The 24,496-nt window shown below is 61.3% G+C and carries 21 protein-coding genes; 12 read left to right on the top strand and 9 right to left on the bottom strand.

The annotated features are described in order from the left end of the window. Positions 1 to 104: 104 nt before the first annotated feature. Positions 105 to 659, top strand: a complete 555-nt coding sequence (locus tag BLR57_RS16620; protein ID WP_089699432.1) for a DoxX family protein — start codon at positions 105 to 107, stop codon at positions 657 to 659. Between the two features lie 9 nt (positions 660 to 668). Here the strand turns inward: BLR57_RS16620 and BLR57_RS16615 are convergent, their stop codons facing one another. After that, the gene (locus tag BLR57_RS16615) at positions 669 to 1,319 is read right to left on the bottom strand and encodes a hypothetical protein (protein WP_089699431.1); all 651 of its coding nucleotides are present in this window, start codon (positions 1,317 to 1,319) and stop codon (positions 669 to 671) included. Positions 1,320 to 1,624: 305 nt separating this feature from the next. Here BLR57_RS16615 and hemG point away from each other — a divergent pair, with 305 nt between their 5' ends. After that, a complete protein-coding gene (gene hemG / locus BLR57_RS16610; RefSeq protein ID WP_089699429.1) occupies positions 1,625 to 2,200 on the top strand; it encodes a menaquinone-dependent protoporphyrinogen IX dehydrogenase in 576 nt (191 codons plus the stop codon). Between the two features lie 67 nt (positions 2,201 to 2,267). On the opposite strand, the gene BLR57_RS16605 is transcribed toward hemG, so the two are convergent. From BLR57_RS16605 to BLR57_RS16590, 4 genes are all read right to left on the bottom strand, one after another. Further along, on the bottom strand, positions 2,268 to 3,239 hold the full coding sequence (locus BLR57_RS16605) for a YndJ family protein (RefSeq protein WP_089699427.1): 972 nt from the start codon (positions 3,237 to 3,239) through the stop codon (positions 2,268 to 2,270). Continuing rightward, positions 3,236 to 3,910, bottom strand: a complete 675-nt coding sequence (locus BLR57_RS16600) for a DUF4166 domain-containing protein (RefSeq protein ID WP_089699425.1) — start codon at positions 3,908 to 3,910, stop codon at positions 3,236 to 3,238. The genes BLR57_RS16605 and BLR57_RS16600 overlap by 4 nt, the downstream gene beginning before the upstream one ends. A 129-nt stretch (positions 3,911 to 4,039) precedes the next feature. Then, positions 4,040 to 4,795, bottom strand: a complete 756-nt coding sequence (locus BLR57_RS16595; RefSeq protein WP_089699424.1) for a sensor domain-containing protein — start codon at positions 4,793 to 4,795, stop codon at positions 4,040 to 4,042. Positions 4,796 to 4,825: 30 nt separating this feature from the next. Next, positions 4,826 to 5,605: a sensor domain-containing protein gene (locus BLR57_RS16590; protein WP_170830679.1), complete on the bottom strand. Its 780-nt coding sequence runs from the start codon at positions 5,603 to 5,605 to the stop codon at positions 4,826 to 4,828. 104 nt (positions 5,606 to 5,709) lie between these two features. On the opposite strand from BLR57_RS16590, the gene BLR57_RS16585 reads away from it, so the two are divergent. From BLR57_RS16585 to BLR57_RS16570, 4 genes are all read left to right on the top strand, one after another. Continuing rightward, positions 5,710 to 6,057: an ArsR/SmtB family transcription factor gene (locus BLR57_RS16585; protein WP_089699422.1), complete on the top strand. Its 348-nt coding sequence runs from the start codon at positions 5,710 to 5,712 to the stop codon at positions 6,055 to 6,057. Next, positions 6,054 to 6,440 (top strand): DUF7521 family protein, encoded by a 387-nt coding sequence (locus BLR57_RS16580; RefSeq protein WP_244510073.1) that lies wholly within the window; start codon positions 6,054 to 6,056, stop codon positions 6,438 to 6,440. Before BLR57_RS16585 ends, BLR57_RS16580 begins: the two co-directional genes overlap by 4 nt. Before the next feature lie 103 nt (positions 6,441 to 6,543). Beyond that, positions 6,544 to 6,996, top strand: coding sequence for a hypothetical protein (locus BLR57_RS16575; protein ID WP_211603303.1), 453 nt, complete (start codon positions 6,544 to 6,546; stop codon positions 6,994 to 6,996). A gap of 187 nt (positions 6,997 to 7,183) precedes the next feature. Beyond that, positions 7,184 to 7,819: a helix-turn-helix domain-containing protein gene (locus BLR57_RS16570; protein WP_089699421.1), complete on the top strand. Its 636-nt coding sequence runs from the start codon at positions 7,184 to 7,186 to the stop codon at positions 7,817 to 7,819. A 6-nt stretch (positions 7,820 to 7,825) separates the two neighbouring features. On the opposite strand, the gene BLR57_RS16565 is transcribed toward BLR57_RS16570, so the two are convergent. Next, entirely contained in the window at positions 7,826 to 8,443 is a 618-nt protein-coding gene (locus BLR57_RS16565; protein WP_089699420.1) for a class I SAM-dependent methyltransferase, read from the bottom strand. A 1,222-nt stretch (positions 8,444 to 9,665) separates the two neighbouring features. Further along, on the bottom strand, positions 9,666 to 10,829 hold the full coding sequence (gene solA, locus BLR57_RS16560) for an N-methyl-L-tryptophan oxidase (RefSeq protein ID WP_089699419.1): 1,164 nt from the start codon (positions 10,827 to 10,829) through the stop codon (positions 9,666 to 9,668). Positions 10,830 to 11,026: 197 nt separating this feature from the next. On the opposite strand from solA, the gene BLR57_RS16555 reads away from it, so the two are divergent. Both BLR57_RS16555 and BLR57_RS16550 read left to right on the top strand, forming a co-directional pair. Continuing rightward, positions 11,027 to 11,806, top strand: coding sequence for an IclR family transcriptional regulator (locus BLR57_RS16555; RefSeq protein WP_089699418.1), 780 nt, complete (start codon positions 11,027 to 11,029; stop codon positions 11,804 to 11,806). 379 nt (positions 11,807 to 12,185) lie between these two features. Next, positions 12,186 to 13,874, top strand: coding sequence for an ABC transporter substrate-binding protein (locus BLR57_RS16550; RefSeq protein ID WP_244510072.1), 1,689 nt, complete (start codon positions 12,186 to 12,188; stop codon positions 13,872 to 13,874). Between the two features lie 375 nt (positions 13,875 to 14,249). Here the strand turns inward: BLR57_RS16550 and BLR57_RS16545 are convergent, their stop codons facing one another. After that, positions 14,250 to 16,322, bottom strand: coding sequence for a dipeptide ABC transporter ATP-binding protein (locus BLR57_RS16545; RefSeq protein ID WP_089699417.1), 2,073 nt, complete (start codon positions 16,320 to 16,322; stop codon positions 14,250 to 14,252). Between the two features lie 194 nt (positions 16,323 to 16,516). Here BLR57_RS16545 and BLR57_RS16540 point away from each other — a divergent pair, with 194 nt between their 5' ends. The 4 genes from BLR57_RS16540 to BLR57_RS16525 all read left to right on the top strand — a co-directional run bounded on the left by BLR57_RS16540 (position 16,517) and on the right by BLR57_RS16525 (position 21,234). Then, positions 16,517 to 17,482: an ABC transporter permease gene (locus tag BLR57_RS16540; protein WP_089699416.1), complete on the top strand. Its 966-nt coding sequence runs from the start codon at positions 16,517 to 16,519 to the stop codon at positions 17,480 to 17,482. Positions 17,483 to 17,637: 155 nt separating this feature from the next. Next, complete coding sequence (locus tag BLR57_RS16535) at positions 17,638 to 18,375, top strand: ABC transporter permease (protein WP_244510071.1); 738 nt, start codon at positions 17,638 to 17,640, stop codon at positions 18,373 to 18,375. A gap of 152 nt (positions 18,376 to 18,527) precedes the next feature. After that, the gene (locus BLR57_RS16530) at positions 18,528 to 19,502 is read left to right on the top strand and encodes a Gfo/Idh/MocA family protein (protein ID WP_089699412.1); all 975 of its coding nucleotides are present in this window, start codon (positions 18,528 to 18,530) and stop codon (positions 19,500 to 19,502) included. A gap of 364 nt (positions 19,503 to 19,866) precedes the next feature. Then, entirely contained in the window at positions 19,867 to 21,234 is a 1,368-nt protein-coding gene (locus tag BLR57_RS16525) for an NAD(P)/FAD-dependent oxidoreductase (RefSeq protein WP_244510070.1), read from the top strand. A 1,051-nt stretch (positions 21,235 to 22,285) separates the two neighbouring features. Here BLR57_RS16525 and BLR57_RS16520 read toward each other — a convergent pair. Beyond that, positions 22,286 to 24,490, bottom strand: a complete 2,205-nt coding sequence (locus BLR57_RS16520) for a glycoside hydrolase family 3 N-terminal domain-containing protein (protein ID WP_089699408.1) — start codon at positions 24,488 to 24,490, stop codon at positions 22,286 to 22,288. Between the last annotated feature and the right edge of the window lie 6 nt (positions 24,491 to 24,496).

The following is a 24,496-nucleotide window of genomic DNA, read 5'->3' as shown; positions in this document are numbered from 1 at the left end:
GCGTCGAAACGTGTCAAGATAAATGATTACTTGCTGTCGTGTCACTGAAAAAATCGTTTTTGGGATAGACTTTTGTAGGATTTACCCGTCATTTTTACCGGATTATGGCGTCAAGAGAAGTCTCACTCCAAAGCACTGTATCGGGATTCACCGCGACCGGGAAGCTCCACAGCCTGAGCGTCTGGTTCATCCTCGGTCTGCGGCTGATGATGGGAATCGCGTTCTTCCAGAGCGGCATCGACAAGGTGCTGTCGGGGAGTTTCAGTGCCGCAGGCTATCTCCAGAACGCCCCCGCAGCCAATGGAAGTCCGGCCGCTGGACTGTTCGTGGCGATGGGACAGACGCCGTGGTTCGTCGACTTCGTCAACGTCGCCGTCCCGTGGGGTGAGGTGCTCATCGGTCTCGGACTCCTCGTCGGTGCGATGACCCGGCTCGCCGCCTTCTGGGGGGCGTTCATGATGTTGCTGTTCTACCTCGGCAACTGGGACATCGCCCACGGGTACATCAACGGCGACTTCGCGTACATGTTGGTGTTCCTCTCGGTGGCCGCCTTCGGCGCGGGCCGCATCCTCGGACTCGACAGCTACATCGAACAGTACGAGATCGACGGCCAACCGCTCGTCGAGCGGTATCCGTGGACGCGCTACCTCCTCGGCTGAGCGGCGCGCTCAGTCCGCAGGCTGCCCTGCAGACCCGTCGGCGTCCAGCGTGACTCGCTCTTCTTCGATACTACCGAGTACGTCGACTGCCGTCATCGAGACGGAGACTTCGGTCTGCCGACGCGTGGGCGTTGCCGGACCGTCAGCGGGCAGCGACCGCCGTTCCGTCTCGACGTACTCGATACCAGCGGCGACGAGTTCGTCGTCGGCGACCCGCCGCGCGAGGAGCGCGAACCCGTCGTCGTACGGGCTGGCCCGCACGTCGACCGCCGCGACGGCGACCTCCACTCGGTCACCCGACGCCGTCTCCCCGTGTACCACTGCCGCGCTCCGGCACGTGAGCGAGACGCTCTGCGCTCGACGGCCGAGATAGCGTCGCAGCCGACCGAACGCGTCGGTCCGCCGCATCGCGCGGAGACTGTCGTAGTGGTCGTGGTCGGAGACGGTTCGGAGCGTCGCGTCCTCGTCGGCGGCGAGCAGCGAGCGGAGCGAGACACCGAGAACCTCGCTTCCGGTCCGTGGCCGGAGCGTCGGATGGTCGGTGGCGGGGGTTCGGGCGGTCCGAGCGTCGAGCGACAGCCCGTCGGGACCGGCGGCCGACTCGGCGGCGGTTGGGCTCTCGTCGACGGTACGTGTGCGGGGCGCGTCGTGGTCCGGCATCTGTGTGACTAGTACAGCCGGAACCACCTTGTTAAACGTTGTTGTCGTTGTTATCGTTACGATAGTTAAATCGGCATGAAAGTTTAGAACTCAATAATTTGTCTCTAGATATGTTCGGTTCAAGAACCGGTCGTAGCCGTCGGGTCGTCATCGCGTCGTCATCGCGTCGTGCCGTCGTCGCGTAGCGGTCCGCCTGTCGCCGCGGCAGTTCGCGTGTCGCCGTCCCTATCGGCCGCTGTTCTCAGTCGCTGAGAAGCGACTCCCTCGGTTATACTCCCGCAACGCCTCTCTTCAGTCGAGAGATCATGTCGTCAATACTCGTCTGTTACGGGACCACGGAGGGACAGACTGCGAAGATCGCGGGCCGCATCGCCGACGGACTCCGCGAGCGCGGCCACACTGTCGAGACGGTCGACCTCTCGACCTCCGACCCGGCTGACCCCGCCGGATACGACGCCGTCCTCGTCGGCGCGTCCATCCACGTCGGCGGCCACCAGTCGGCCGTCCGGTCGTTCGTCGACGCCCACCGCGAGACGTTGGCGGCGCGGCCGACCGGCTTCTTCCAGGTGTGTCTGAGTATCGTCGCGGACGACGAGGCGACGCAGGCGGAGGCCGCAGGATACGTCGACGAGTTCATCGAGGCGACGGCCTGGCAACCGGACCGCATCGCCGTCTTCGGCGGCGCGCTCCGGTACTCGAAGTACGGCTTCCTCAAACGGCAGGTGCTCAAACGCATCGCGAAGGACATGACGGGCGATACGGACACCTCCCGCGATTACGAGTACACCGACTGGGAGGCAGTGGCGCGGTTCGCCGCGGACTTCGCCGACTTCGTCGAGGGAGACCGCGCCGAGCCGTCGGAGCCGTCGTTCCTTGAGTGACGGGAGCGGCTGTCCGAACCCCACCGGGAACGGGCGTATTCGTCTCGAACCCAACGGAGAGTTGCACTCAACGTCGCTCGACGCGAGGTGGAACTGCTAGTCGCCAGCCGAGCAGGCCCACCAGTGCGAAGCCGAAGGCGTTCAATGCCCCGTGGATGCGAACCATCCGCGAGATGCTCAGGCCGAAGGGATCGAAGCCGAAGTAGACCGCAACAGCGTAGCCCAACGCGAGGCACATCGAGACTGGCAGCGCCAGCGCGGAGAGGCCGACGAGCGTCCCCTGTAACCGAGGTCGTGTCGGTGCCGTCCTGACGAGGACGTATCCACCGAGAACCGCCACGGCGGTCGTGAACACGGTGACTGCGAGCACCTCCACAAGTGGCGAAAACGAGATGCCGACCGCGATGAGTGCCGGACCGACGAGGACGACGGTGGCCACCGCCTCGTATACGCGGCTCTGTCGGGTCGCACTGCGACCTACCAGTCCCGTCACGACCGGCAGGACGAACCCCGCGTAGTGGAAGTGGACTGCGGTGAGCAGGACGATGACGGGGCTGAACCAGAACGTGACGTCGAGGTGGTAGAGGACGAGTGCGACAGCACCGACGACGGCGTAGGCCAACCCGGTGTCAACGACCGTCTCCGGAAGCGGTCGCAGCCCCCGTTCGGAGGCGCGGGCCACCGCAGCGAGTGCGAGGAGTCCGGTGACGACGATCCACGGTGCCGCGAGCACCGCCGCAACGCCACCGTCGAACGGGACGACAACCGACGCAGCGAACAGAATCGCACCGACCGGCTGGATGACGACCGACGTGTCGTAGAGGCGACGTGCTGCCCCCGTGAACGGCGGCGTCGCCGCCATCCCGACACCCAGCGGGACTAACACGAGCGGTGCGAGCGTCAGTGCCTGTTCGACGACGTCGAGGTCGCCGACGAGGAGCAGGCTCAGCCAGACAACGCCACCCACGAGCGCGCTCGCGTCCGGCAGAGCGATACCTGCGAGCGACAGTCCGCCCGCGTCGCTCTCTGTGCTACTCATCTCGGGGGAAGTGTCTCGATGTCGCCGCCGAGGCGGAGGTCGTCCGGAACTGTGTCCACGTCTCTGACCTCCTGCGTGAAACTCCCCCGGTAGCTCAGAATGTGGCCGGCGAGCGGGTTCTCTACCGTCGCGAGGACGTGATACTGCTCGTCGGTGTCGTCGTAGCGGTCCCGCACCTCGACGCTCGCGGCGAGCGGGCCGGGCAGTCGGACGTAGCGGTCGCCGACGCGGACCCACTGTCGGCCGCCGTCGACGACGAGTGCCCCGGCTTCGACGCGTGGACGCAGTTCACTGACGAGATGGCCGTCGCGGCCGAGAAAGTCCAGCAGGCGTCCCGTGTGGTCGTCCCAGACGGTCAGGGAGTCGAACCGCCGTTGGGTACGCGGGAAGGCGAACTCCCGGCGAGTCGTCAGCGCTTCGAACCCGGCGTCGGTCCGGTAGGCGGCGGTCGTGACCGTGAAGGGGATCTTCTTGCCAGCCTCGGGGAACAGCAGGTCCTGGCCGGTCATCGCGTAGAGCGCGGGGAGGACGTGCGTCCCGCGGCTGATATCCATCTTCCCGCTGCCGACGCAGACGAGGGCGTCGTCGGGGTCCAACGCGTACCGCTCACGGACGTTGGGGTGGAGGTCTGCGGCAGCGGAGTCGAGGGCGTGTTCGTAGACACCGGGCATAGCAGACGCTTCGGTCGGTGTGTCCATGAGTTCTCTGGTGGGGCGTACTGATTCGCTCACCGCGTCGCCGTCGGCGATGAGACGAAGACAGAGGTGGAGGGGTGAGACGGAAACTGGAGTGGAGGGCCGTCAGCGGAGCCGAAGCGTCCGCACGTAGTCGAACACTCGCGCCGTCACGACGCCGAGCGTCCACGCAAGCGCGTTGACGACATGTAGCGAGACGACGAGGACGAGAAAGCCAGCGGCAGCGACGACCAGTGCCTCGTTCAGCGTGTCGACGTTCCACGACGTGAGCTGGACGACCGGCGAGAACGTCACGGACCAGAGGTCCTGGACGAACCGTATCTCGGGGGCGAACGTCACGGTGGATTCGACGACGAAGCCGTAGGAGCCCGGCAGGTCGTAGACGAACGGGGCTGCGAGGAGCGTGAGACTGAGCGACGTGAGGAACGTCACGACCACGAAGACGGCGGTGCCGACGACGAACTTCGCGAGGAGGTAGCCGAGACCGACGTACGTCCCCGGGTCGAAGACGAGGTCGCGGACGTAAGGGAGGACGCCGCCGTCGAGGTCGACGCCAACCGGTCGGCCCGCGACCGACACCGAGAGGAGCACGTCGGCCAGTCGGGCTTCGACGGTCGTGAACGCGGTGACGAGGAGCAGCGTCGCGACGACGAGCGGGATGCCGACGCCGACGATGCTCAACCCGAGACCGAGCGCGAACAGGGTGACGAGCGTCGTGAAGTAGAACACGCCGAGCGGGAACTGCAGCGCGAGGTAGACGAGGTTCTTGTACGTCTGGAGCCGGGCAGGGACGCCGAACACCCCCCAGAGCGCGTGGAGGACGTCGTCACCGGCGGATTCGGTGGCGGATGTTTCGGGCATAGGGGGAGTTGTGAGCGAGGTTATTTCAGGTTACGCGTGGTCGGCGGGCGAGCGGTCGTCGGCAGCGCGGGTGGTCGAGAAGACGCGGGCGTGCCGACAGGTGAAGGCGGTGAGGCGGCCCAGCAGCCAGGCGGTCGCGTTGAGCAGGTTCAGCGAGACGAGACACAGGAGCAGCCCGGCCGCCGCCAGCCCGAGTGCCTCGGGGAGCGTGTCGACGACGACGGACGGTCCGGCGGACGAGACCGGTCCCGTGACCAGCCCCGTGTCGGTGACGGCCACCTCGGAGACGGACGGGAGCGAGAAGATGTAGTTCGTCGTCGGGCTCGCGTAGAACAGCGGTGCCGTGACGAAGGCGACGACGAGGGAGCCGGAGACTGTCAGTGCGACGAACGTCGCGACGCCGACGACGAACTTGACGAGCACGAACGCGAGGCTGAGATAGGTGCCGGGGTCGAGGAGGAGTTCCGTGACGTATGCGACGACACCGTCGTCGAGTGAGGCGGTGGCGGCGTGTCGGTCCAGTTCGACCGGCAGGAGCAGTTCGGTCACGCCGCGGTCGACGGTCATCAGCGCGATGCCGAGCACGAGCGTCCCGACGAGCGGGAGACCGAACAGAGCCAACAGCGGGAGCGTCCCCAGCCCAAAGGCGAGCACGGGAACGAGGAGGGTGAAGTACGTCACCCCGAGCGGGAACTGCAGCGCGAGATAGACGAGGTTCTTGTACGTCTGAGCGCGGAACGGTGCGGTCATGAACCGGCCGACGAGGGTCGAGAGACCGTCGCCGGTCGGATCGGGGGGAGTCGCGGACATGACATCCGCTACTCCGTCCCCGGAGTGCATAAGCCGAGAAGCACAGTTTCCGGGCCGGAAACTCGGCCTACACCTTTTATATATGGGGGCGAGTCGTGTCGGGTGTGAGTGAGGACGTGGACGCGGCGGAGGTCCTCCGCCTGCTCGACGACGAGTACGCCCGCGCCATCCTCACAGCGACCAGTCGGGAACCAATGTCAGCGAACGACCTCACGACGGCGATCGACGCTTCACCACCGACCGTGTACCGCCGGGTAGACGCGCTCATGGACGCCGGATTACTCGACGAAGAGCTGAAATACGAGTCCTCGGGGCACCACTACGGCGTCTACCGCGCCAACGTCGAGCGCGTGACCGTCGAGTTCGTCGACGGCGAGTTCGAACTCACCGTCGAGGCGGTCGAAGAGACCGCCGCCGACCGCTTCACTAGACTCTACGAGGGCCTCCGATGACCGGACTACACGCACCCACGGCCGTCACCGACGCACTTACCGCCGCCATCTACACCGCTCCGACCGGCGCGTCGCTTCCGCTGCAAGTGACCTCGACGACCGACTCGGCACAGGTGTTCGTCGTCCTCGTCACGTTCCTCCTCTCGGCACTGCTCGGACTCGTCATCGCCCGGAAGGCGTTTCAGGGCTACCGCCGCAACGCCTCGAAGCCGATGCTGTTTCTCGCGGCGGGCATCGTCCTCCTGACCGCCGTCCCGGCGGTGCTCTCGCTGTTCCTCTCGAACTTCACGGGGCTGCCGAGCTATCAGGTGGTGCTCGTGACCAACGGCTCGGAGCTGCTCGGGCTGCTCGCCATCGCCTACTCGCTGTACGGCCGGTTCTGAGCCACGCGTCGACTCCAGTGGCGGCTGCGGCCGGTGGCGACGGCTCGGCGTTGGCCCAAGCTGTTGGGCACAGCGATTCGGTCGGGGCGACCGAACAGGAACTATGCGCGATAGGACGACTGCCGCCTTCGACAGATTCGATAGCACTCTCGACCCGCGAGCGTATCTGGTGTTCGCGCTCGCGACGCTCCTCGGACTGGCGCACCACGCTGACCACGTGATTCGGGGCAACCACGTCGGCTGGCCCGTCACGCCCGAGGTCAACCCCTTCACGTACAGTCTCGCCATCTACCCGCTCGTCGTCCTCGGCTTCGCCCTCTCGCTCACCGGGCGGGGCGGCGCGCGCTACTGGACAGTGGTGATGACCGCGGGGGCGGCGATGCTGGTGTTCTTCCATCTCAGCCCCTGGGCCGTCGAACCGCCGGGCGACGTCATCCTCCCCTACGCGGACCCGCTGTGGGGCTACGTGGCGTTCGTGATTCTCCTCGCGCTCGTCGGGGTCGTGCTGCTCGGCGCGGGCTACTCGCTCGTCCTGTGGCGACGCGACCTGCGGTGAGTCGGCGGTCCCTATGGCTCGCGGCCGTCACGACAGTGGCCGGAGGGCACGACTTGACTGACTCAGCCGACTCGACCGACTCGACCTTTATCAAGGCCGAAGTCCTCTCCACGGAAGATATGCAGCCGTTTCGGCCGGTTCGACCCACGCTGTTGGTGCGACGCACGCGGCCCTCGGAGGGCGAGCGGTGATCCGAGCGCGGTTCCGGCTGCAGCTCCCGGAGGGGCTGTGGATCACCGAGGTGTCGACGGCGTTCGCCGACGCGACGTTCCGACTGCTCGCGGCCGCACCGTTGGCCGAGCGGACCCTCGAACTCGGCGAGATACGGGGCGAAGACCCGCGTGCGGCCGCCGACGCGCTGGCGACGCATCCGGCCGTCGTCGACGCGGACCTGCTGTACGTCGACGACGGGCGTGCACTCCTGCAGTACGAGACGCGCGAGCAGGGGCTGTTCGACTTTCTCGGTGAGACATCGCTGCCGCCGGAGTTCCCGGTCCACGTCGACGACGGGGAGATGGAGTTCACCGTCACGGCGACGCGCGAGCGGTTCGACGCGTTCGGCGAGCAGCTCGACGCGAGCGGACTCCGCTACGACCTGCTCTCGCTCGTCCACGGCGATAGCCGCGCGGACGTCCTGACGGACCGACAGCGCGAGTGTCTCCGGGTCGCGCTCCGGATGGGCTACTTCGAAGTACCGCGTGACTGTCGGCTCGCCGCCGTCGCCGACGAACTCGACGTCGATACCTCGACCGCGAGCGAGACACTCAGACGTGGGTCGGCACGTGTCCTCAACTGGTTCTTCCTCGGGTCGAGGGAGGTCTGAGCGGGGTCAGATCACGCGGAACACGCGGACGGTGTCGCGGTCGCCCGGTTCGCGGAGCAGTTGGGTGAGTCCGTGCTCGGAGAGGACCTCCTTCCAGTTGCGGTGATAGAGCGGGAAGTCGTCGTTGACGTAGCTGACTTCCGCCCCGTTGCGGCCGCGTTGCGGGCCGTTGCCCTCGTTCTCGGCGGTGACGACGAGGTCGCTTGAGACGCGGGCCAGTTCCGCGAACACCTCGGTGTCGTCGGGGTGGACGTGCTGGAGCGTCTCGACGGAGTAGACCACGTCGAACGCGTCGTCGGGGACCGTCGGCAGGAACTCCTCTAACGCGCTCACGTGGAACGTCCCCGTCTCGGCGAGGCGGGGGTAATACTCCGTCATCACCTCGAAAGACTCGTCGTTGAGGTCGATACCGGTCAGATTCTCGTAGCCCTGCTCGCGGAGGTGCGCGAGATGTCGGCCGGAGCTACAGCCGAGTTCGAGCACCTTGGCGTCCGCCGGGGCGTAGTGGTCGAGGACAGCCGCGAGCGTCCGGCTCACCTCGTTGGGGCCGGCGTCGGCGTAGTAGGCGGGCGAGAACTCGCCCGAACGGCTGGCCCAGCCTCGGCGGTTGTCGTCCGGGTCCATACGCGAGAGGAGAGGGCGGAGGGCTAAAGCCTCGTGGAATCCAGTCAGTAGCTTACTCGCTCGATTTTGGTTGATGTACCTAACTATGGAGTGTCTCTGAGTAGTAACTAAATCCGATTAGCACGAGTATCCATAAACCCAGTTGCACAATTCTATGTTTTGAACGTTTTGTTGGAGGACGATCTATGCGAGTGTAGTGAAAGGATTGTCTCAAAGCTTCGGGAGTTTGGCGTGTCTGTGAGAAATAGTGACGAAGATACAGTGGCAACGGCACAGCAGCTGTTGGCCGAGAGCGGTTCTACGATAAATAAAAGCAAACAACGAGTAGAATACCTGCAGACAGAGGGCTCTGGTGAGTCGCCAGATGGCGTTGAGTTCGATCGTCGGAAGTTGGGAGATAGAGCGGGGGACAGTGGATAATCTGCGTGGAAAGCCTCCGCTTTACCAGCGAGGCAATCAGATTACCTACAAACTCTGTTGGACATCGGGGCGAAGTCACCGACTTCACTCCCTTATTTCTGCACTGTCGACGAGTTCACTTCGATATACCGTCCCGCAACACAGTGAAGTTACCCTAACGTATTACGACCTACCGAATGCAAACATAATAGATTAGATTAATGTGTGTGATTTCCCCCTAATGATATTATTCCAATCTTATAATATTGTATTATAGTGTTTTAACTTGTTGAAGAGCTATTTTCCAATCTAAATTGGGGCATAAACACTAGTAAATAGATTTTAGATTTCGTAAGGTTTAGTCTGAGTATGAGAACTTATGTGTGTAGTTGTGAGGATCAGTTCGTGAGACGTTTCGAGCTTGGCGATAGAAGTCATACTGTCTGATATGGGCGGGTGCTCTACTTCCCGAGCAGTTCGGGTTTACGCGGTTAATTCACGCGGGTAAAAGTGGCGGATGGTGGCCCAGGGGTTGACAGAGATGACAGACGGAACGGTGCTGGCTCCGTAGTGGTTGATGGACCGGCACACCCGCTCGTTCGTGGTCCGATGACCCGAACGACACACTGACTGCGACAGTGTGCTATTGGATAGTGGACAGTCATCAATAATCAATCTAGGGGTGAGCGCGGTATTGTCTCGTCACAATGGTGGGGACAGTCCCGAGCCACACGGCTAACAGATCTCACAGTGCATCTCCGCACCACAACTGACAACCAACGTCAGAGCTGGCCAGTACGCAGCCGCGAGTCAATGCACCAGCTTACCGGGTCACAGCTTGGAACCGATCGATGTCGAACAGGTCGATGTCGACGGCCGAGTCGCTCTCTGTCACGAGGTCCGCCAGTAACTCACCCATGAGGCAGCTAAACTTGAAGCCCTTTCCGGAGAAGCCTGCGCCGACGACGACGTTGGGGTCCGATGGTAGGTAGTCGACGATGAAGTCTTGGTCTGGCGTGTGCGTGACCATGCAGGTTTTCAGCCGCTTGATGCTCTTCGCTCCCTCAGGGAAGTACCGTTGGGCGTTCTCATGTAGCACCGTCCGCAGCCGCTCGCGCTCCTTCTCGGTGGGGCGGGGGTCGAAGTCGCTCGGGTCTGCAACGTCCTCTAAGTTATCGACGAGGCCGAATTTGAACCCCGATATCCCCGCCGCGGGACCGCCGTAATAGCTCTGCTGCTCGTCCTCGATAGAGAAAACGGGGAAGGAATCGGCCGTAAACTGGGTCCGGTTCTCCGGCTGGAAACCACCGACAATGACTCGCCAGGGCGTCAACGTCTCTTCTAGCTCCTCAACGAGCAACTGCGTCCACGCGCCAGCCGTGACGACGACGTGGTCGGCCTCGTAGGTCGTTCGATCTGTCTCGACGGTGACGCCGTCAGCCGACGACTCCCAGTCAACGACTGTCTCGTGGGCGTGCGTGGTCGCACCGTGCTCTTGGCCGAGTTCCACGTGGGCCTGGACGCACTTGGTGGGGTTGATGAACCCACCGTCTGGTTGGTAGACCGCCTCGAAATCCGGAGGGAGCTCGAAGCCGGGGAACTTTTCTGATAGCTCCCGGGCAGAGAGATGTTCGTGTGGCAGGTCGTAATCCGTGCAGGCTTTAAGCGCCCCTTGCACGGTCTCGCTGTCCGCTAGGCCGGCATCGACCGTTCCTGTTCGGTGAAGCAGCTGTTCGCCGTACTCCTCTTCAAGGGACTCCCACAGGGAGAGCGACCGCCGAACGTGCGGGACGTACTCGGGGTCCTCGTGGTTCGTCAACCGGATCAGCCGCGAGTCACCGTGTGACGAACCGATGGAGTTCGGGATGTCGTACTGATCCAACCCTAAGACGTTGAGCCCTCGCCGTGCTAGGTGGTAGACGGCTGCACTGCCAATGCCTCCGACACCCACAACTATGGCGTCGTACTGCTCACTACTGGATCGCATATCCAGTCGTTGCATAAGGGAGGTGTTAAAACTACGGTATCAGGAATATGTGTCTGGTTCGTCGTGATACTCTGTCTCCGACGTGGTCGAGCGGCCTACCGCGGCCCACTGCAGTCCGTCGCGACCGTCAGCCCTTCGTCACTCGTTTGTAACCTGCAAAAAGAATATGTGAGTCGGCTTCCGAACGTATAGCAGACATGAAGAACAGTTCACCCCGGACACTGAGCACGGTTGAGACCACCTGTAGCGTCATCGATGTGCTGGAGGAGAACGGCGGAGCTACCGTCACGGAAGTCGCTGAGACGCTGGGCATCTCGCCTGGCGGTGCCTACAATCATCTGGCAACGCTGTACGAGGAAGGGTATCTGGTCAAAGAAAACGGTCAGTACGAGCTGGGCATGAAGTTCGTCAACAAAGGACGACACGTCATCGACAACAACATCTTGTACCAAGCCGGAAAGGAAGTCACAGAGAAACTCGCGGAGGAGACTGGTGAGTTCACGCACTTGATGACCTGCGAACACGGCCGCGGCGTCTTCTTGCACAAGGCACGCGGTGAGCGGGGGATTTCGCAGGACTTCAACAACATGAAGCTCAAAAAGCACGATTACCTCCACTGGGGTTCCACGGGCAAGGCGTATTTAGCGCACCTCCCGCCCGAGGAGGCGAGACGGATCGTCGAAGAACAGGGCCTGCCGTCGATGAACGAGAACACCATTACTGACCCCGATGAACTATTCGAGGAGTTCGAGACGATCCGAGAACAGGGGTACGCCATCAACGATCAGGAAGAGATCATCGGAACGCGCGCCATTGGCGCGCCTATTGAAAATGACAAAGCGCTCTACGGGGCGATCAGCATCTCGGGACCGAAGAGTCGGTTCACGTTCGACCACCTCCACGGCGAACTGAGCGAAAAGGTTCTGGAGGCCGCCAACATCATCAGTGTCAACATCACCACGATTCAAAATCAGTAATGCAGTCGATTTGTGTATGACAAACAGTGCTGGTTTGTACGTGCGTGTCTGTGTCTTCGTGGTATAGATACGCGCGGTGCCGGCTCTGCTGTGCTTAACGGTGGGTTCTATTACAAACATAGAGATGTAATGGACTGTGGGACTGCTGCCGATATCTGATTTGTGTACCACAAATAACGGTACCAGGGTGTGAACGCCCTCGCTTGCGACCAAGAGCGGCTTCGGTCACGAGCGTGAAAGACGATTACTGACAGCATCGACGGTCTTGGTGGTGTGAGCAAGCCGCTCGCGGTTTGAGCCGCAGTCCCGTCCCCGTGGAACGGCTGAATTTCTGATCACCCAAATATTTATTAATGCGTATGTCAGTCTTTGACGTGCAATGCGCTATGAGTTAGCGACAGATTCCGATACCGCGCTCGATAGGCGACGGTATCTAGGACTGCTCGGTGGAAGTGCTGTAACAGGTATCGCCGGCTGCACGGGTGACTCGAACCAGGAGGGAACGGCGGGGACGTCGTCGGGTTCGGGCTCGGATCAGGGCACCGACTCGTCGTCGGGGTCCGGCGATCAACGTGGCGGCCATCTCCGGATCGCCATCACGCCGGAGACGACGACCATCAACCCGGTGATGATGCAGTCGAAGTTCCCTCAGCGATGGGGTGTGAAGCTGTTCTACTCCACGCTCACGCGCGTCGACCCTAACCTCGAACCGTACGGCGATCTGGCAGAGGACTGGTCGTCGAATGACGCCTCCGACGAGTGGACGTTCACGCTGCGCGAGGCAACGTTCCACGACGGAAGTTCGGTGACCGCCTCCGACGTGAAGGCGACGTTTGAGACAGTATACGACGAGGACGTCGGGAGCCCCGGCATGGGGACGATGGGTGACATCCAGCAGGTTGAGGCCGTCGACGAGCGGACGGTCAAGTTCACTCTTGGAACGCAGAACTCCGACTTCCATAAGCTCGTCTCGAAGGGGTGGGGCTCTATCGTCCCTGAGGATATCGTCACCGACTCCGAGAAGCGTCAAGCACTCGGAACCGAAGAGCACGGGTCAGGTGCCTTCACCTTAGAGTCGTTCGCGCCGGGCGACCAACTCGTCGGGGTCGCGTACGAGGATTACTACCGGACGGGTGACGACGGCGAGTCGCTCCCGTACATCGACCGTATCAGCCAGATCACCATCCCCGAGAAGAGTAACCAAGTCAACGCGCTCCGGTCAGGCGACATCGACATCATTTGGCAGCCTGGCTATGGCCAGTGGGGGCAGCTTCAAAGTCTCAACAGCGTGACTGCCCATCGGACGCCGGGTGGTGAGATCGCGAACTTCGTGATGAACGTGAGCGTCGAGCCGTGGTCCGATCCACGGGTCCGCCAAGCAGTCAAGCATGCCATCGACCGCGAGGCGATCCTGAATGCGGTTCAGGACGGGCTCGGTACCATCGGCCAGGATTCGCTGCTCTCGCCGGCGTACGAGTACTACTCGGATATCGGCGCGCCCGATCGCGACCTCGAGAAGTCGAGAGAACTGCTTGCGGAGGCGGGCTACCCCGATGGCATCAACCTCACCGAAGAGTTCGACCTCACGCTCCAGACGGCCAGCAACATCCCACATATGCGGGGGACTGCTGTGCTGATGCAAGAGCAGCTTAAAGAAGTCGGTATCGAGTTTGAACTCGAAACGATGAGCTACGACAACTGGAGTGCGACTGTCTGGAAGAAGTCTCCGTTCTACGTCGGTGCCTACGGGATGCGTATCAGCGGAGCGAACTTCATGAAGCTCATGCTGCACTCGGAGGGCAACTGGAACGGCGAATCCGACTGGTCGAACGAGGAGTTCGACGAGGTCGTCGACAAGGCAATCGCGGAGACCGATGTAGACCAGAAACAGCAGTATATGCGGACTGCCCAGCAGCTCATGCGCGACCAGGGGCCGTACGCGATATCGTTCTACATCGATACCATCGGAGCCTCAAAGAACTACGTCAATAAGTACGAACTCAACCCGCTCGCATATCAGATCTACCCCGACGAGTACGCACTCGGCCCAGACGCGCCGACGAAGTAATCGGGGTTCGCGAGAGAACACCGTCTGACGAGCACCGAGACCGACATCAACACCGCGTAGACTCTGCGCGCGGCCACGGCGATTAACCGAACCATGGGCTGGTTCGACCCGAGTCGAACCGACACACGCGGCACCTCAGACTGCGACGCGACCTCTCGCGTTGAGTCACCGCGCGCTCCCGCGCACCGTTTATGCCGATACAATCCCACCGAGCGAAGCGGCGGTCCCTGTTCCAACCAGCGGGTCGCACACGATTTCTGTCACGTCGTCAGTCACGTCAGCCCAGTGGCGTATCCCACGGTGGCACCGCTCCCGCAACGTGGACAGTCAGAGAATAGGATGGTTCAGCAACGAGTTTTGCAGCGGAGACGCGCGTTACAGTAAGTCTTCTGTCGGCGTCATCTCCTCGTTGTCGAGGTGACACGAGATCAAGTGATTCGGGTCATCGGGGTCAACAGCTTCGAGCGTCGGGACGTCCCGTTCGCAGACGTCTCCGATCTTCTGCGGACACCGAGTCCGGAACGGACAGCCCGACGGTGGGTCCCGCGCGCTCGGAACGTCGCCTTCAAGGAAGATCCGCTCTCGCTCCACGTCCGGATCCGCTGACGGGATATTCGACAGCAACGCACGCGTGTACGGGTGGAACGGCGGCTCGAAGACCGACTCGGTCGATCCAATCTCGACGAAGTTGCCGAGATACATGACAGCGATCCGGTCGCTGATGTAGTTGACGACACTGAAATCGTGGCTGATAAGCAGATAGGAGGTGCCGTACTCCGCTTGGAGTTCGGTCAGTAGGTTGAGGATGCTTGCCTGGACGCTGACGTCGAGCGCCGAGACAGGTTCATCAAGTACGACGAACGAGGGGTTAACCGAGAACGCGCGGGCAATGGCGACGCGTTGTTTCTCACCCCCGGAGAGGTCCCGCGGATAGCGGTTTGCGTAGCTCGGCTGGAGACCGACCCGCGTCAGGAGTTCCGCGACACGCTCTCGCTGTTCGTCCTCGGACTGGTCAGTAAACAGCTCCAACGGCCGCTTTATCGCCTGTCCGACCGTGTGCTTGGGGTTCAGACTCGAATGCGGGTTCTGGAACACCACCTGACACTCCGAGCGGAACTCCTTCCAGTCGCTGTCTTTCATCTCATCGAACGCTGTCCCTCGGAAGGAGATCTCCCCGTCTGTGGACGGGAGAAGGTTCAACAGTACCGAACCCAGAGTACTCTTTCCACAGCCGGACTCGCCGACGATACCGAGCGTCTCCGCTTCACGGACGTGTAGATCCACGCCGTCAACGGCCTTGACCGGTGGTTCGCCGTCGAACACGCGGTCAAGGAACGAACTCCCGCCGAAATATTTCGTGACGTTCCGCGCTTCGATGAGTGTCGGCCGTTCGGACTCCTTCTTGCGTTCAAGCGTCTGAGTGTCCGCCTGAATGGGGTTCGCCACCGCATGCTCCCACCGGCGACAGCGAGTCAGATGTGATGGGTTACCGTCGACGCTCACCTTCTCGATAGAGCCCTCTCGACATTCGTCGGTCGCAAACTCACATCGATCGGCGAAGACGCAGCCGTCCGGGATCGTCCGTAGATCACCGATCTGACCGGGGATGGGCTTTAGACGGCGGCCCTCTCCCTGCGGTAACGACGCAAGTAATCCCTGGGTATAGGGGTTCGTCGGCGAACGGAACACCTCGTCCGTCGCTCCCACCTCCATGATCTCGCCAGCGTACATGATGCCAACCCGGTCGGAGATTTGGTTAATAACGCCGAGATTGTGCGTGATGAGCAGGACGCTTGTGTCCCGCTCCTCGATGAGGTCGTCGATGAGGTCGAGAATCTTTGCCTGCGTAGTAACGTCCAACCCGGTCGTCGGTTCGTCGAGGATGAGAAGCTGCGGTTGGCACGCCAAGGCGATAGCCAAGAGGACGCGCTGCTGTTGGCCGCCGGAAAGTTCGTGCGGATACTGCGAGGCGTTCGTCTCCGGGTCTGGGAGGTTGACCTCGTGAAGTACCTCGTACGTCTGTTCCATTGCCTCCGACCGCGAGACATCGCGGTGGGTCCGGACAACCTCCGCGATCTGGTCGCCGACCGTCATACTCGGGTTCAGTGACGTGTTCGGGTCCTGCGGAACATGAGCGATCTCGTTACCACGGAGTTCTTTGAGTTCCCGTGAGGAGAGATCGAGGACGGATCGTCCGTCGTACTCGATTGTCCCACCCGTGATTCGGCCGTTCCCCTCCAGATACCGGAGGATTGCGAGCGCGAGGGTACTCTTTCCGCTCCCGCTTTCGCCAGCGATACCGAGCGTCTCGCCGGGTTCGATGTGGAGCGAGACTTCGCGAACCGCCTTAACCGCCCCGTCGTCGGTTCGATACTCGACGGACAGATCATCGACGGAAAGTACTGAACGGTCGTCTTGACCGGTATGAGTTTCACTAACAGCCCTCATTCCTACGCAAACTGTGTACAGCCCGATATAAATATGTTTCTCACAGGATACTGGGTTTCGATGGTGCCGTCCGTCGTCAGCTCTCTCAGACTGTCGACTGTCGCGTACTTCGTCCTCGTATAACCCTGTAACGGCCTGTGCGGTTCACAGGGGGAAAGATATAAGACAATGTGAGAGGGTTGAACTCATGTAGCATGTCCGAATTTAGCGTATACCTAGTCAAGCGGATGGGATATATCGGGGTGACGCTCCTGTTGATCTCCCTGATCATCTTCGCCATCACACAACTGCTGCCGGGTAACGCGGCAGTCATGATCTTGGGCAAGCAGGCGACGGAGGAAAGCATCGCCGCCATCGAGCAGCAGCTCGGGTTGAACCGCGCGTGGTACGTTCAGTACTTCGATTGGTTGGTCGGGTTCGTGACCGGCGACTGGGGGACCAGCTTTTCAAACCGTCAGGCGGTCGCGGAACTCATCTTCCCCCGTCTTGTCCGGTCGGCACAACTTGCAGCTATCACATCAGTTCTCGTGACGGTGACAGCGATACCGCTGGGCGTCCTCGCGGCGATAAAGCGTGACTCTATCTGGGACCTTCTAGCTAGCGCGGGTGGCTACATCGGTGTCAGCATGCCCGAATTCGTCATCGGAACGGCGTTCATCGCGCTCTTTACCGGTCCAGTCTTCCAGATCCTTCCCTACGGTGGCTACGAGCCGCTGAGTTCAGGGGTGGTCACGTGGGCGAAACATCTGATACTGCCGAGCGTCACGTTATCGATTATCTTGACTGCGCACGTGATGCGGCTGACCCGGTCGGAAGTCGTCGAAGTTCTACGGAAAGACTACGTGCGCTCGGCGCGGCTTAAAGGACTGAGTGAGACGAAAGTCATCTCTCGGCACGCACTCAGAAACGGACTGCTGCCGACGATCACTCTACTCACGCTGAACGTCGGCTACCTTCTTGGGAGCATCGTTGTCGTCGAAGAGGTATTCACGTTCCCCGGCCTCGGCAGGCTCCTCGTCCGGTCGATTCAGGCGCGAGACTTGCCGGTTATCCAAGTGACGGTCATGCTACTGGCCATCGTGTATGCCTTCTCGAATCTCACGGCTGACGTGCTGTACACGTATCTGGATCCGCGGATCGAATACGGAGAGGAACAATAATGTCAACTGGCGAATCCACCACTGAGTCGGTACAAATTACGGAACCGTTGACAAGTCGTGTTTCGAGCGTCTTGTTCGGACTACTCTCCACGAGAAAAGGGTTCATCAGCGTGTGCTTTCTCGCACCCATCCTCGTGTTGAGCCTCGCGGCACCATTGATCGCACCATACGACCCCACGGCGACCCACGTCGCCGACAAGTTCGCTGGGCCGGGTGGGCAGTATCTCCTCGGCACTGACAACTACGGCCGCGACCTGCTGTCACGGGTACTCTACGGTGGCCGTGCGAGCATCATCATCGGACTCGTTTCGACTGCGTTCGGACTAGTATTCGGCGTCCCCATCGGTATCGTCTCGGGCTACCTTGGCGGGCGGTTCGATGAGGTGATGATGCGGCTGATGGACACGTTGCTCAGTATCCCTTCGCTGTTGCTGGCTCTGCTCGTCGTGACAGTACTGGGCTCCGGAATCGTAAACACGATCCTTGCTATCGGCGTCGTCTTCACCCCTGGTATTGCGCGTATCACACGGAGCAGTACCCTCTCAGTGAAGAACGAGGAGTACATCACGGCCGCGGAGGCGCGTGGAGAGTCCGTCTACCGCATCGCATTCCGCGAGATTCTCCCGAACGTGAGTTCGCCCATTCTGGTCGAGGCGTCGATCCGTGTCGGCTTCGGTATCCTCATCGGAACATCGCTCTCGTTCCTCGGGCTCGGTACGCAGCCACCGTTCCCCGACTGGGGCTACATGATCTCCGTCTCCCGCAGTCACCTGCATTCGTCAATCTGGTTCATGCTGTGGCCGAGTCTGGCACTTGGGTTCACGATCATGGGCTTCAATCTGATTGGCGACGCACTCCGGGACGTAATGGACTCGAAGGTACACTCCGACTGAACGGGAGCTGTTCTACCCGCCGTCTCACTCTTCGCACGTCTCTTTTCACGCCGGTTCGTTTTCGACGGCTCAGTCGAGGGAAACCACCCCAGACGCGTGTGATACACTGTCAAACCGGTACGCCTAAGTTTCTCACCCATCGTCTTTCGTACATGAAGTTCGGAATCCTAAGTACAGCGAACATCGGCGTCAAACACGTGATCCCCGCAATCAAGCGTACGAACCACGAAGTCACTGCCATCTCCTCCCGGAACTTCTCTCGGGCGCGGCAGGTGGCCGATAAGTACGACATCGAGGAGGTCTACGAGTCCTACGATTCGCTCCTGGCCGACAGTGACATCGATGCCGTCTACAACCCTCTACCGAACGGTCTCCATGCCGAGTGGACGAAACGGGCCGTCGACAATGGTCGGCATGTCCTCTGTGAAAAGCCGCTGACCGCGGACGCCGACGAGGCCCACGACCTCCGCTCCTACGTGGGAAACACCGACTCTCTCGTCATGGAGGGGTTGATGTACGCCTACCACCCGCGGACCGAACGCGCACTCGAGTTGGTCAATGAGGATCTGTCGGGGGTCAGCTCCGTCACCGCGCGGTTCTCCTTCCACCTCGACCGGACGGACGACATCCGTCTCGACGGCGACTTGGCGGGCGGGAGTCTAATGGACATCGGCTACTATCCTGTCGACCTCGTGCGCTCCATGCTCGGAACTCCCCAGTCGATCTACGGAACGCTGGTCGACGCCCGCGACTGCGGGACGGACACGAACATGAAGGCGATTTTCGAGTACGACTCCGGCGCGACGGCACAGCTCTCGTCGAGTTTCGAGTCGCCGCTCACTCAGTTCTACCGCGTCGAAGCGGAGAACGGCTGGTTCGAAGTCAAAGATGCCTTCGACACGCCGGAGGACGTCGGGGCAACGATTCGAGGGGAGATCGACGGCGAGTCACTGGCCGAGACGTTCGACCCAGTCGGTCAGTACGAGAAGGAAGTACTCCACTTCGCGCGCTGTCTTGACGAGGACACGACGCCCCGGACGGACATGACGCGTGCGACCCGGAACATGGAACTGGTTGACGCGATCCGTCGAAGCGACATCCGCGGTGAACCCATCTCCGAGATCTGAACGCAGGACCCGACGGCGCGAATCTCCCCGGCTTCTTTCTGCTCTGAATTACTCGGAATCGAATTACTGGCCAGAGCGAGTCGGTCTGAATAGTGAATCGACTCATAGGGGCACTCGACGACTCTCTGCCAGACACTTTTCTCGCCAAGCGGCGAAGTGAATCGGCGACTAGATTAACAGATACTCAACATTAATGCGACGGGCGCAGAAGTGTCGGCACCACCGTGCCGACTTCCGCTCCACTGTTCCCCAGTATCTGAGTGAAGCTGGTAGACAAATTTGTGAATAGCAAACATAGGATTACAGCACTATGGCTGTAATTCTCTCGTCCGTATCATCGGATGGGAAGTAGCCGGTAGTCCAGATGCTGAATCGGGTTTCCAAAACCGATCGATCCCCTATTATCCCAGAAAGTCTATCGACTGTATCAGACCCCCTACCTAGTGATATTTGTATACAACAAACTAAAACGGGTAGAGCGAATATCTTCACTCGAGTAGTGGTGAGCGCCACTATCAATAGAAATAATAATGCTCGGCTGGTGAATTCAAATATGCCACAGGTAGACAGCTACGACGTTGTCGTGATAGGCGCAGGTTCCATCGGATGCAGCACTGCCGACCATCTCGCAGACGACCACGACGTTCTCGTTCTGGAGAAGGGCGAACTCGAGGAGAGTGCGTCGGCGAACGCGAGCGCGTTTATCTCGGATTGGTGGTTCTTCCTCGAAGGCGAGTATATCCCAGGCGTGACGGCGAAGATCCGCGACTATTTCAGGGAACTGTCGGCAACCGGCGGGTTCGAGTTCTACGACCAACCCTTCATCAGTCTAGTCGACGAAGAAGACATCAATACCCCCGAGACGCGGAAGATGCGCGAGAACGCCGAGAAGATCCCCGGTATCGAGTACTTCAACGCTGACGAACTCGCCGAAGCGTATCCGGACGTATTGAACCTCGAAGGCTTCGTCGGCGGCATCGTCGACACCGAGGCGGGCTACGTCAAGCCGCGCCCGTATCTCAGGGCGATGAAAGAGCGCGCCGAGCGAAGGGGTGCGGAGTTCGAGTTCGGGACGGAGGTTACAGGAATCGAGACGGAAGCCGGCAGCGTCGCCGGTGTGACGACCGATACCGGTGACCTCGTCCAGTGTGACAGTGTCGTCGTCGCGGCTGGTACACACACCGAGTCGGTGGTAGCGGAGTTCACCGACCTTCCCGTCCGGCCGTTCGTCATTTGCGCAGCAGCGGTTCGGGGCGATCCGTCGTTCAGCGGATCGGTACCCACGACCTCCGGCCGCGGGACGCTCATAGGGCCAAACGCCGACGGCGATCTCCTAGTCGGTGACGAGTATTGGATCGAGGATCTCGACAGTATTCCCCGGGACTTCCCTGAAGAGGCTCAAGAGAAAGTCGGTAAACTCCTCCCACAGCTCTTTACGGGATTCGACGGCGGACTGGAGTACGTCGACGGCGGTGAACACCACTGTCCGGAGGGGATCACCATCACGCCGGACCAGGTACCCGTCATCGACGAAGTCGGCGACGTCGATGGGCTAGTCGTCGCCGACGGCAGTCGTGGTGCTGTGTCACTCGCACCTGTCATCGCCGTTGCAGTGCAGTCGATTTTGACTGGGACGGAGACGGAATTCTCTCTGGACCGGTTCGCTATCGACCGCTTCGACTTAGAGGACCCAGAGTACGACCTCCCCATGATAACCGAACCCCGCTCGTGACCAGTCCTCTCCGACCGACTGAGAATGCTTCGGATAGACACACTGGTCACAGGTGAGACTGAAGTCCGGAATCCAGTCTTACCGGCCAGAAATCGCAGTCTGTGAGCAGTCGCCCTTTGTCAGCGCCTGCTGAGAAACGTAGCCGCATCACTCCTGTGATGTTTGGACACCGTGATGCCGAGCATCACCAGTTCTTTGATCTGCGTGTCTCTGTCCAGAGAGATTATTAGAAGTAATTGTACATTAGATGGGAAATTAGTCAAGTGTAGTGTCAACCGCAGCGGTGAGCTCGTCGAAAAACCAGCCCTAGTTGTCTCTAACATTCTGCAATGGAATTTTGTTACGGTGAGTACACGTCAACCTCATCCCCGGGTTGTGAGAAGATCAGATCATCGTCCTGGGCAATCACATCGCGCAAGCACGTTGAGCCACGTTGTCCGAGAAATTTAGCCAATGTGCACGTACTATGTGGAAATCACGCGGTTCAAACGGTACAGATCGGTTGGCTCGACAGATGAACCGCCATAGGGACCAGTATTGTCGCTTTTTTGCGTTTGTTGTTACACTCAGGTTTTGTACTCAGATCCGGCACCGTTTTTGCGAGAATCTTCGATAAGTTACTCTCGCGTAGTTTACCGTTGACAGTCGAAGGCTGCATAGTCGACGTCGAACGTTTGTTTAAGCGAACTATCCGGGGGTGCCAACTTCCACACCGACACGTCAACTCTTACCGCAGTGGGGAGACTATTAGAATTTTGTCTAATTTGTTCTGTTAGTTTACGCTGATATCACGCGGCCCCTAATCGATGGTCGTCCTGAACAGCCTGCTCACGCGGTTCATTTTTGAACCGCATGAGATAGGTGTAGACCGAACGACACGGTGCCGGGTTCTACTCGGAAGCTTGGCTCTGTTGAAATCTCAGTAGATGAGACTGGCAAACCGCAATACAGCGATTGATTTCAGATTGTTCAATATCCATAGAGAGTGGTGACGGTCCCAAGAGAGGAAGACGGTCAGGAGTAGACGAGGAAAAGTTAGATTTCGATCGATTCAGCAGTGGTCCACGCGGGCGTCCAGCGAGGTCTCCAGCGACTCACACCGCAGCGAGACCGGGCCGGACTCGAAGCGGCTCGACCCGTCGGGCCGAACGACGTCGAACGCCGACGAGTCGATCTCGAAGTCGACGACAGTCTCGTCGCCGGGGTCGAGGCTGACGCGCTCGAAGGCGACGAGTTCTTCGACCGGCGTGACGACCGACGAGTGGTCGCGGCCGCCGAACAGTTGGACGACCTCGTCGCCGGAGCGGTCGCCCGTGTTCGCGAGGCGGACCGATACCGTCACCGAGTCGCCCGCAGTGAGTGACTCCTCGGCGACGGAGAGCTCGCGGTACTCGAAGTCCGTGTAGCTCAGCCCGTGGCCGAAGGCGAAGAGCGGGTCGTACGTCGGCAGATGTTCGTCGGGACCGATGGGGTGTGGATGCGGCAGGTAGTTGTGCCGCACTGGCAGATCGGCCTCCGAGCGCGGCACCGAGATGGGGAGCTTCCCGCTCGGGTTGTTGTCGCCGAAGAGCGTCTCGGCGACTGCCGTCCCACCCTCGGCACCGGGATAGTAGGCCTGCAGGATGGCGTCGACGTGTTCAGCCGCCCACGAGACGGCGAGCGGCCGCCCCGTGACGAGCACGAGCACCGTCGGGGTGCCGGTCTCGTGGACTGCTTCGAGGAGGTCGCGCTGGGCGTCGGGCAGGGTGAGCTGTGTGCGGTTCGGGAAGCTGTCGGTCGGCCCGTTGATGACCTCCGGGCCGAACTCGTGGATATACCAGTTTTCGCCGAGCACGACGACGGCAGCGTCGGCGTCTTCGGCCGCCGCGACGGCGGCGTCACGGCTCTCGGGGTCGGCCTCGTCGATGTCCGCCCCAGGCTCGTGGATCACGGTCGTCCCGTCGGCGACGACTCCCTCGATTCCCTCGCGGACGGTCGTCCCGTCGAGGTCGTCCGGCTCCATGAGACTCCAGCCGCCGACCTGGTTGAACAGGCTGTCCGCGTTGGGACCAGTGACGAGCACCTCGTCGGTCTCGGGGTCGAGGGGGAGACGGTCGTCGTCGTTCTTCAGGAGCGTCATCGACTCGCGGGCCGCGTCGAGGGCGGCCTCGCGGTGGGCGTCGTTGTCGAGTGCCTCGGCCGACTCGTCGGGGTCGACGTAGGGGTCCTCGAACAGCCCCAGGTCGGCCTTGAGCTGCAGGACGCGCCGGACGGAGACGTCGACTGCCTCCTCGTCGACCGCGCCGGATTCGACGAGGTCGACGAGATGGTCGACGTGGTCGATCTCGCCCAGCGAGTGGACGTCGAGACCGGCGGTGAACGCCCGCTCGATAGACCCCTGTTGGTCGACGGCGACGCCGTGGTCGCGGTGGAGCATATTGACCCCGTTCCAGTCGGAGGCGACGTAGCCGTCGAAGCCGAGTTCGTCGCGGAGGACGTCCGTGAGCCAGTATCGCGAGCCGTGAGAGGGTTCGGCGTTGATGGAGTTGTAGCTGGGCATGATACCCTCGACGCCCTCGTCGAGCACCTGCTCGAACGGTGGGAGGAAGTCCCGGTAGAGCGACGACAGCGACTTGTCGACCGGCGAGGCGTCTTCGCCGCGCTCGGGTTCGCCGTAGGCCGGGAAATGCTTCGCCATCGCGGCGACGTCGACCGGCGCGGAACGCAGTCCGCGGGCCTTCGCCGAGGCGAGTTCGCCGACGAGATACGGTGACTCGCCGAACGTCTCGAAGGCGCGTCCCCACCGCTGGTCGCGGGCGACGTCGCAGGTCGGCCCGTAGGTCAGACTCGCGCCCGTCGCGGCGACTTCGGTCGCGGTGATGGCACCGATGCGTTCGGCGAGGTCGCGGTCGCGGGCGGCGGCGACGCCGACGTTGTGCGGGAAGACCGCCGTATCGTCGATGTAGGCGTGGCCGTGGATGGCGTCGACCGGGATGAGGATCGGAATCCCGAGCCGCGTCTCCTCGCGGGCGACGCGCTGGAGTTCATTCGCGACCTCGACGACCTCCGTCGAGTCGTGGTACGGCGCCCCGCCGTAGCCGAAGGGGGTCACGAAGCCGATTCCGTGTTCGCGGACCATCTCTTCGGCGTCCTCGATGGTACGCGTCTCTTCCATCGTCCCGACGTAGGTTCCGGCGAGCTGGGCTGCCTTCTCACGGAGCGTCATCTCGTCGAGCAGCGTCTCGACGTGATCGTCTGCCTCGTTCGTCTCTGTCATTCGTGT

Source organism: Halogranum gelatinilyticum (assembly GCF_900103715.1).
GTDB lineage: Archaea > Halobacteriota > Halobacteria > Halobacteriales > Haloferacaceae > Halogranum > Halogranum gelatinilyticum.
The sequence above is the reverse complement of the archived record's forward strand: the minus strand, read 5'-3'. Positions and strand labels throughout refer to the sequence as shown.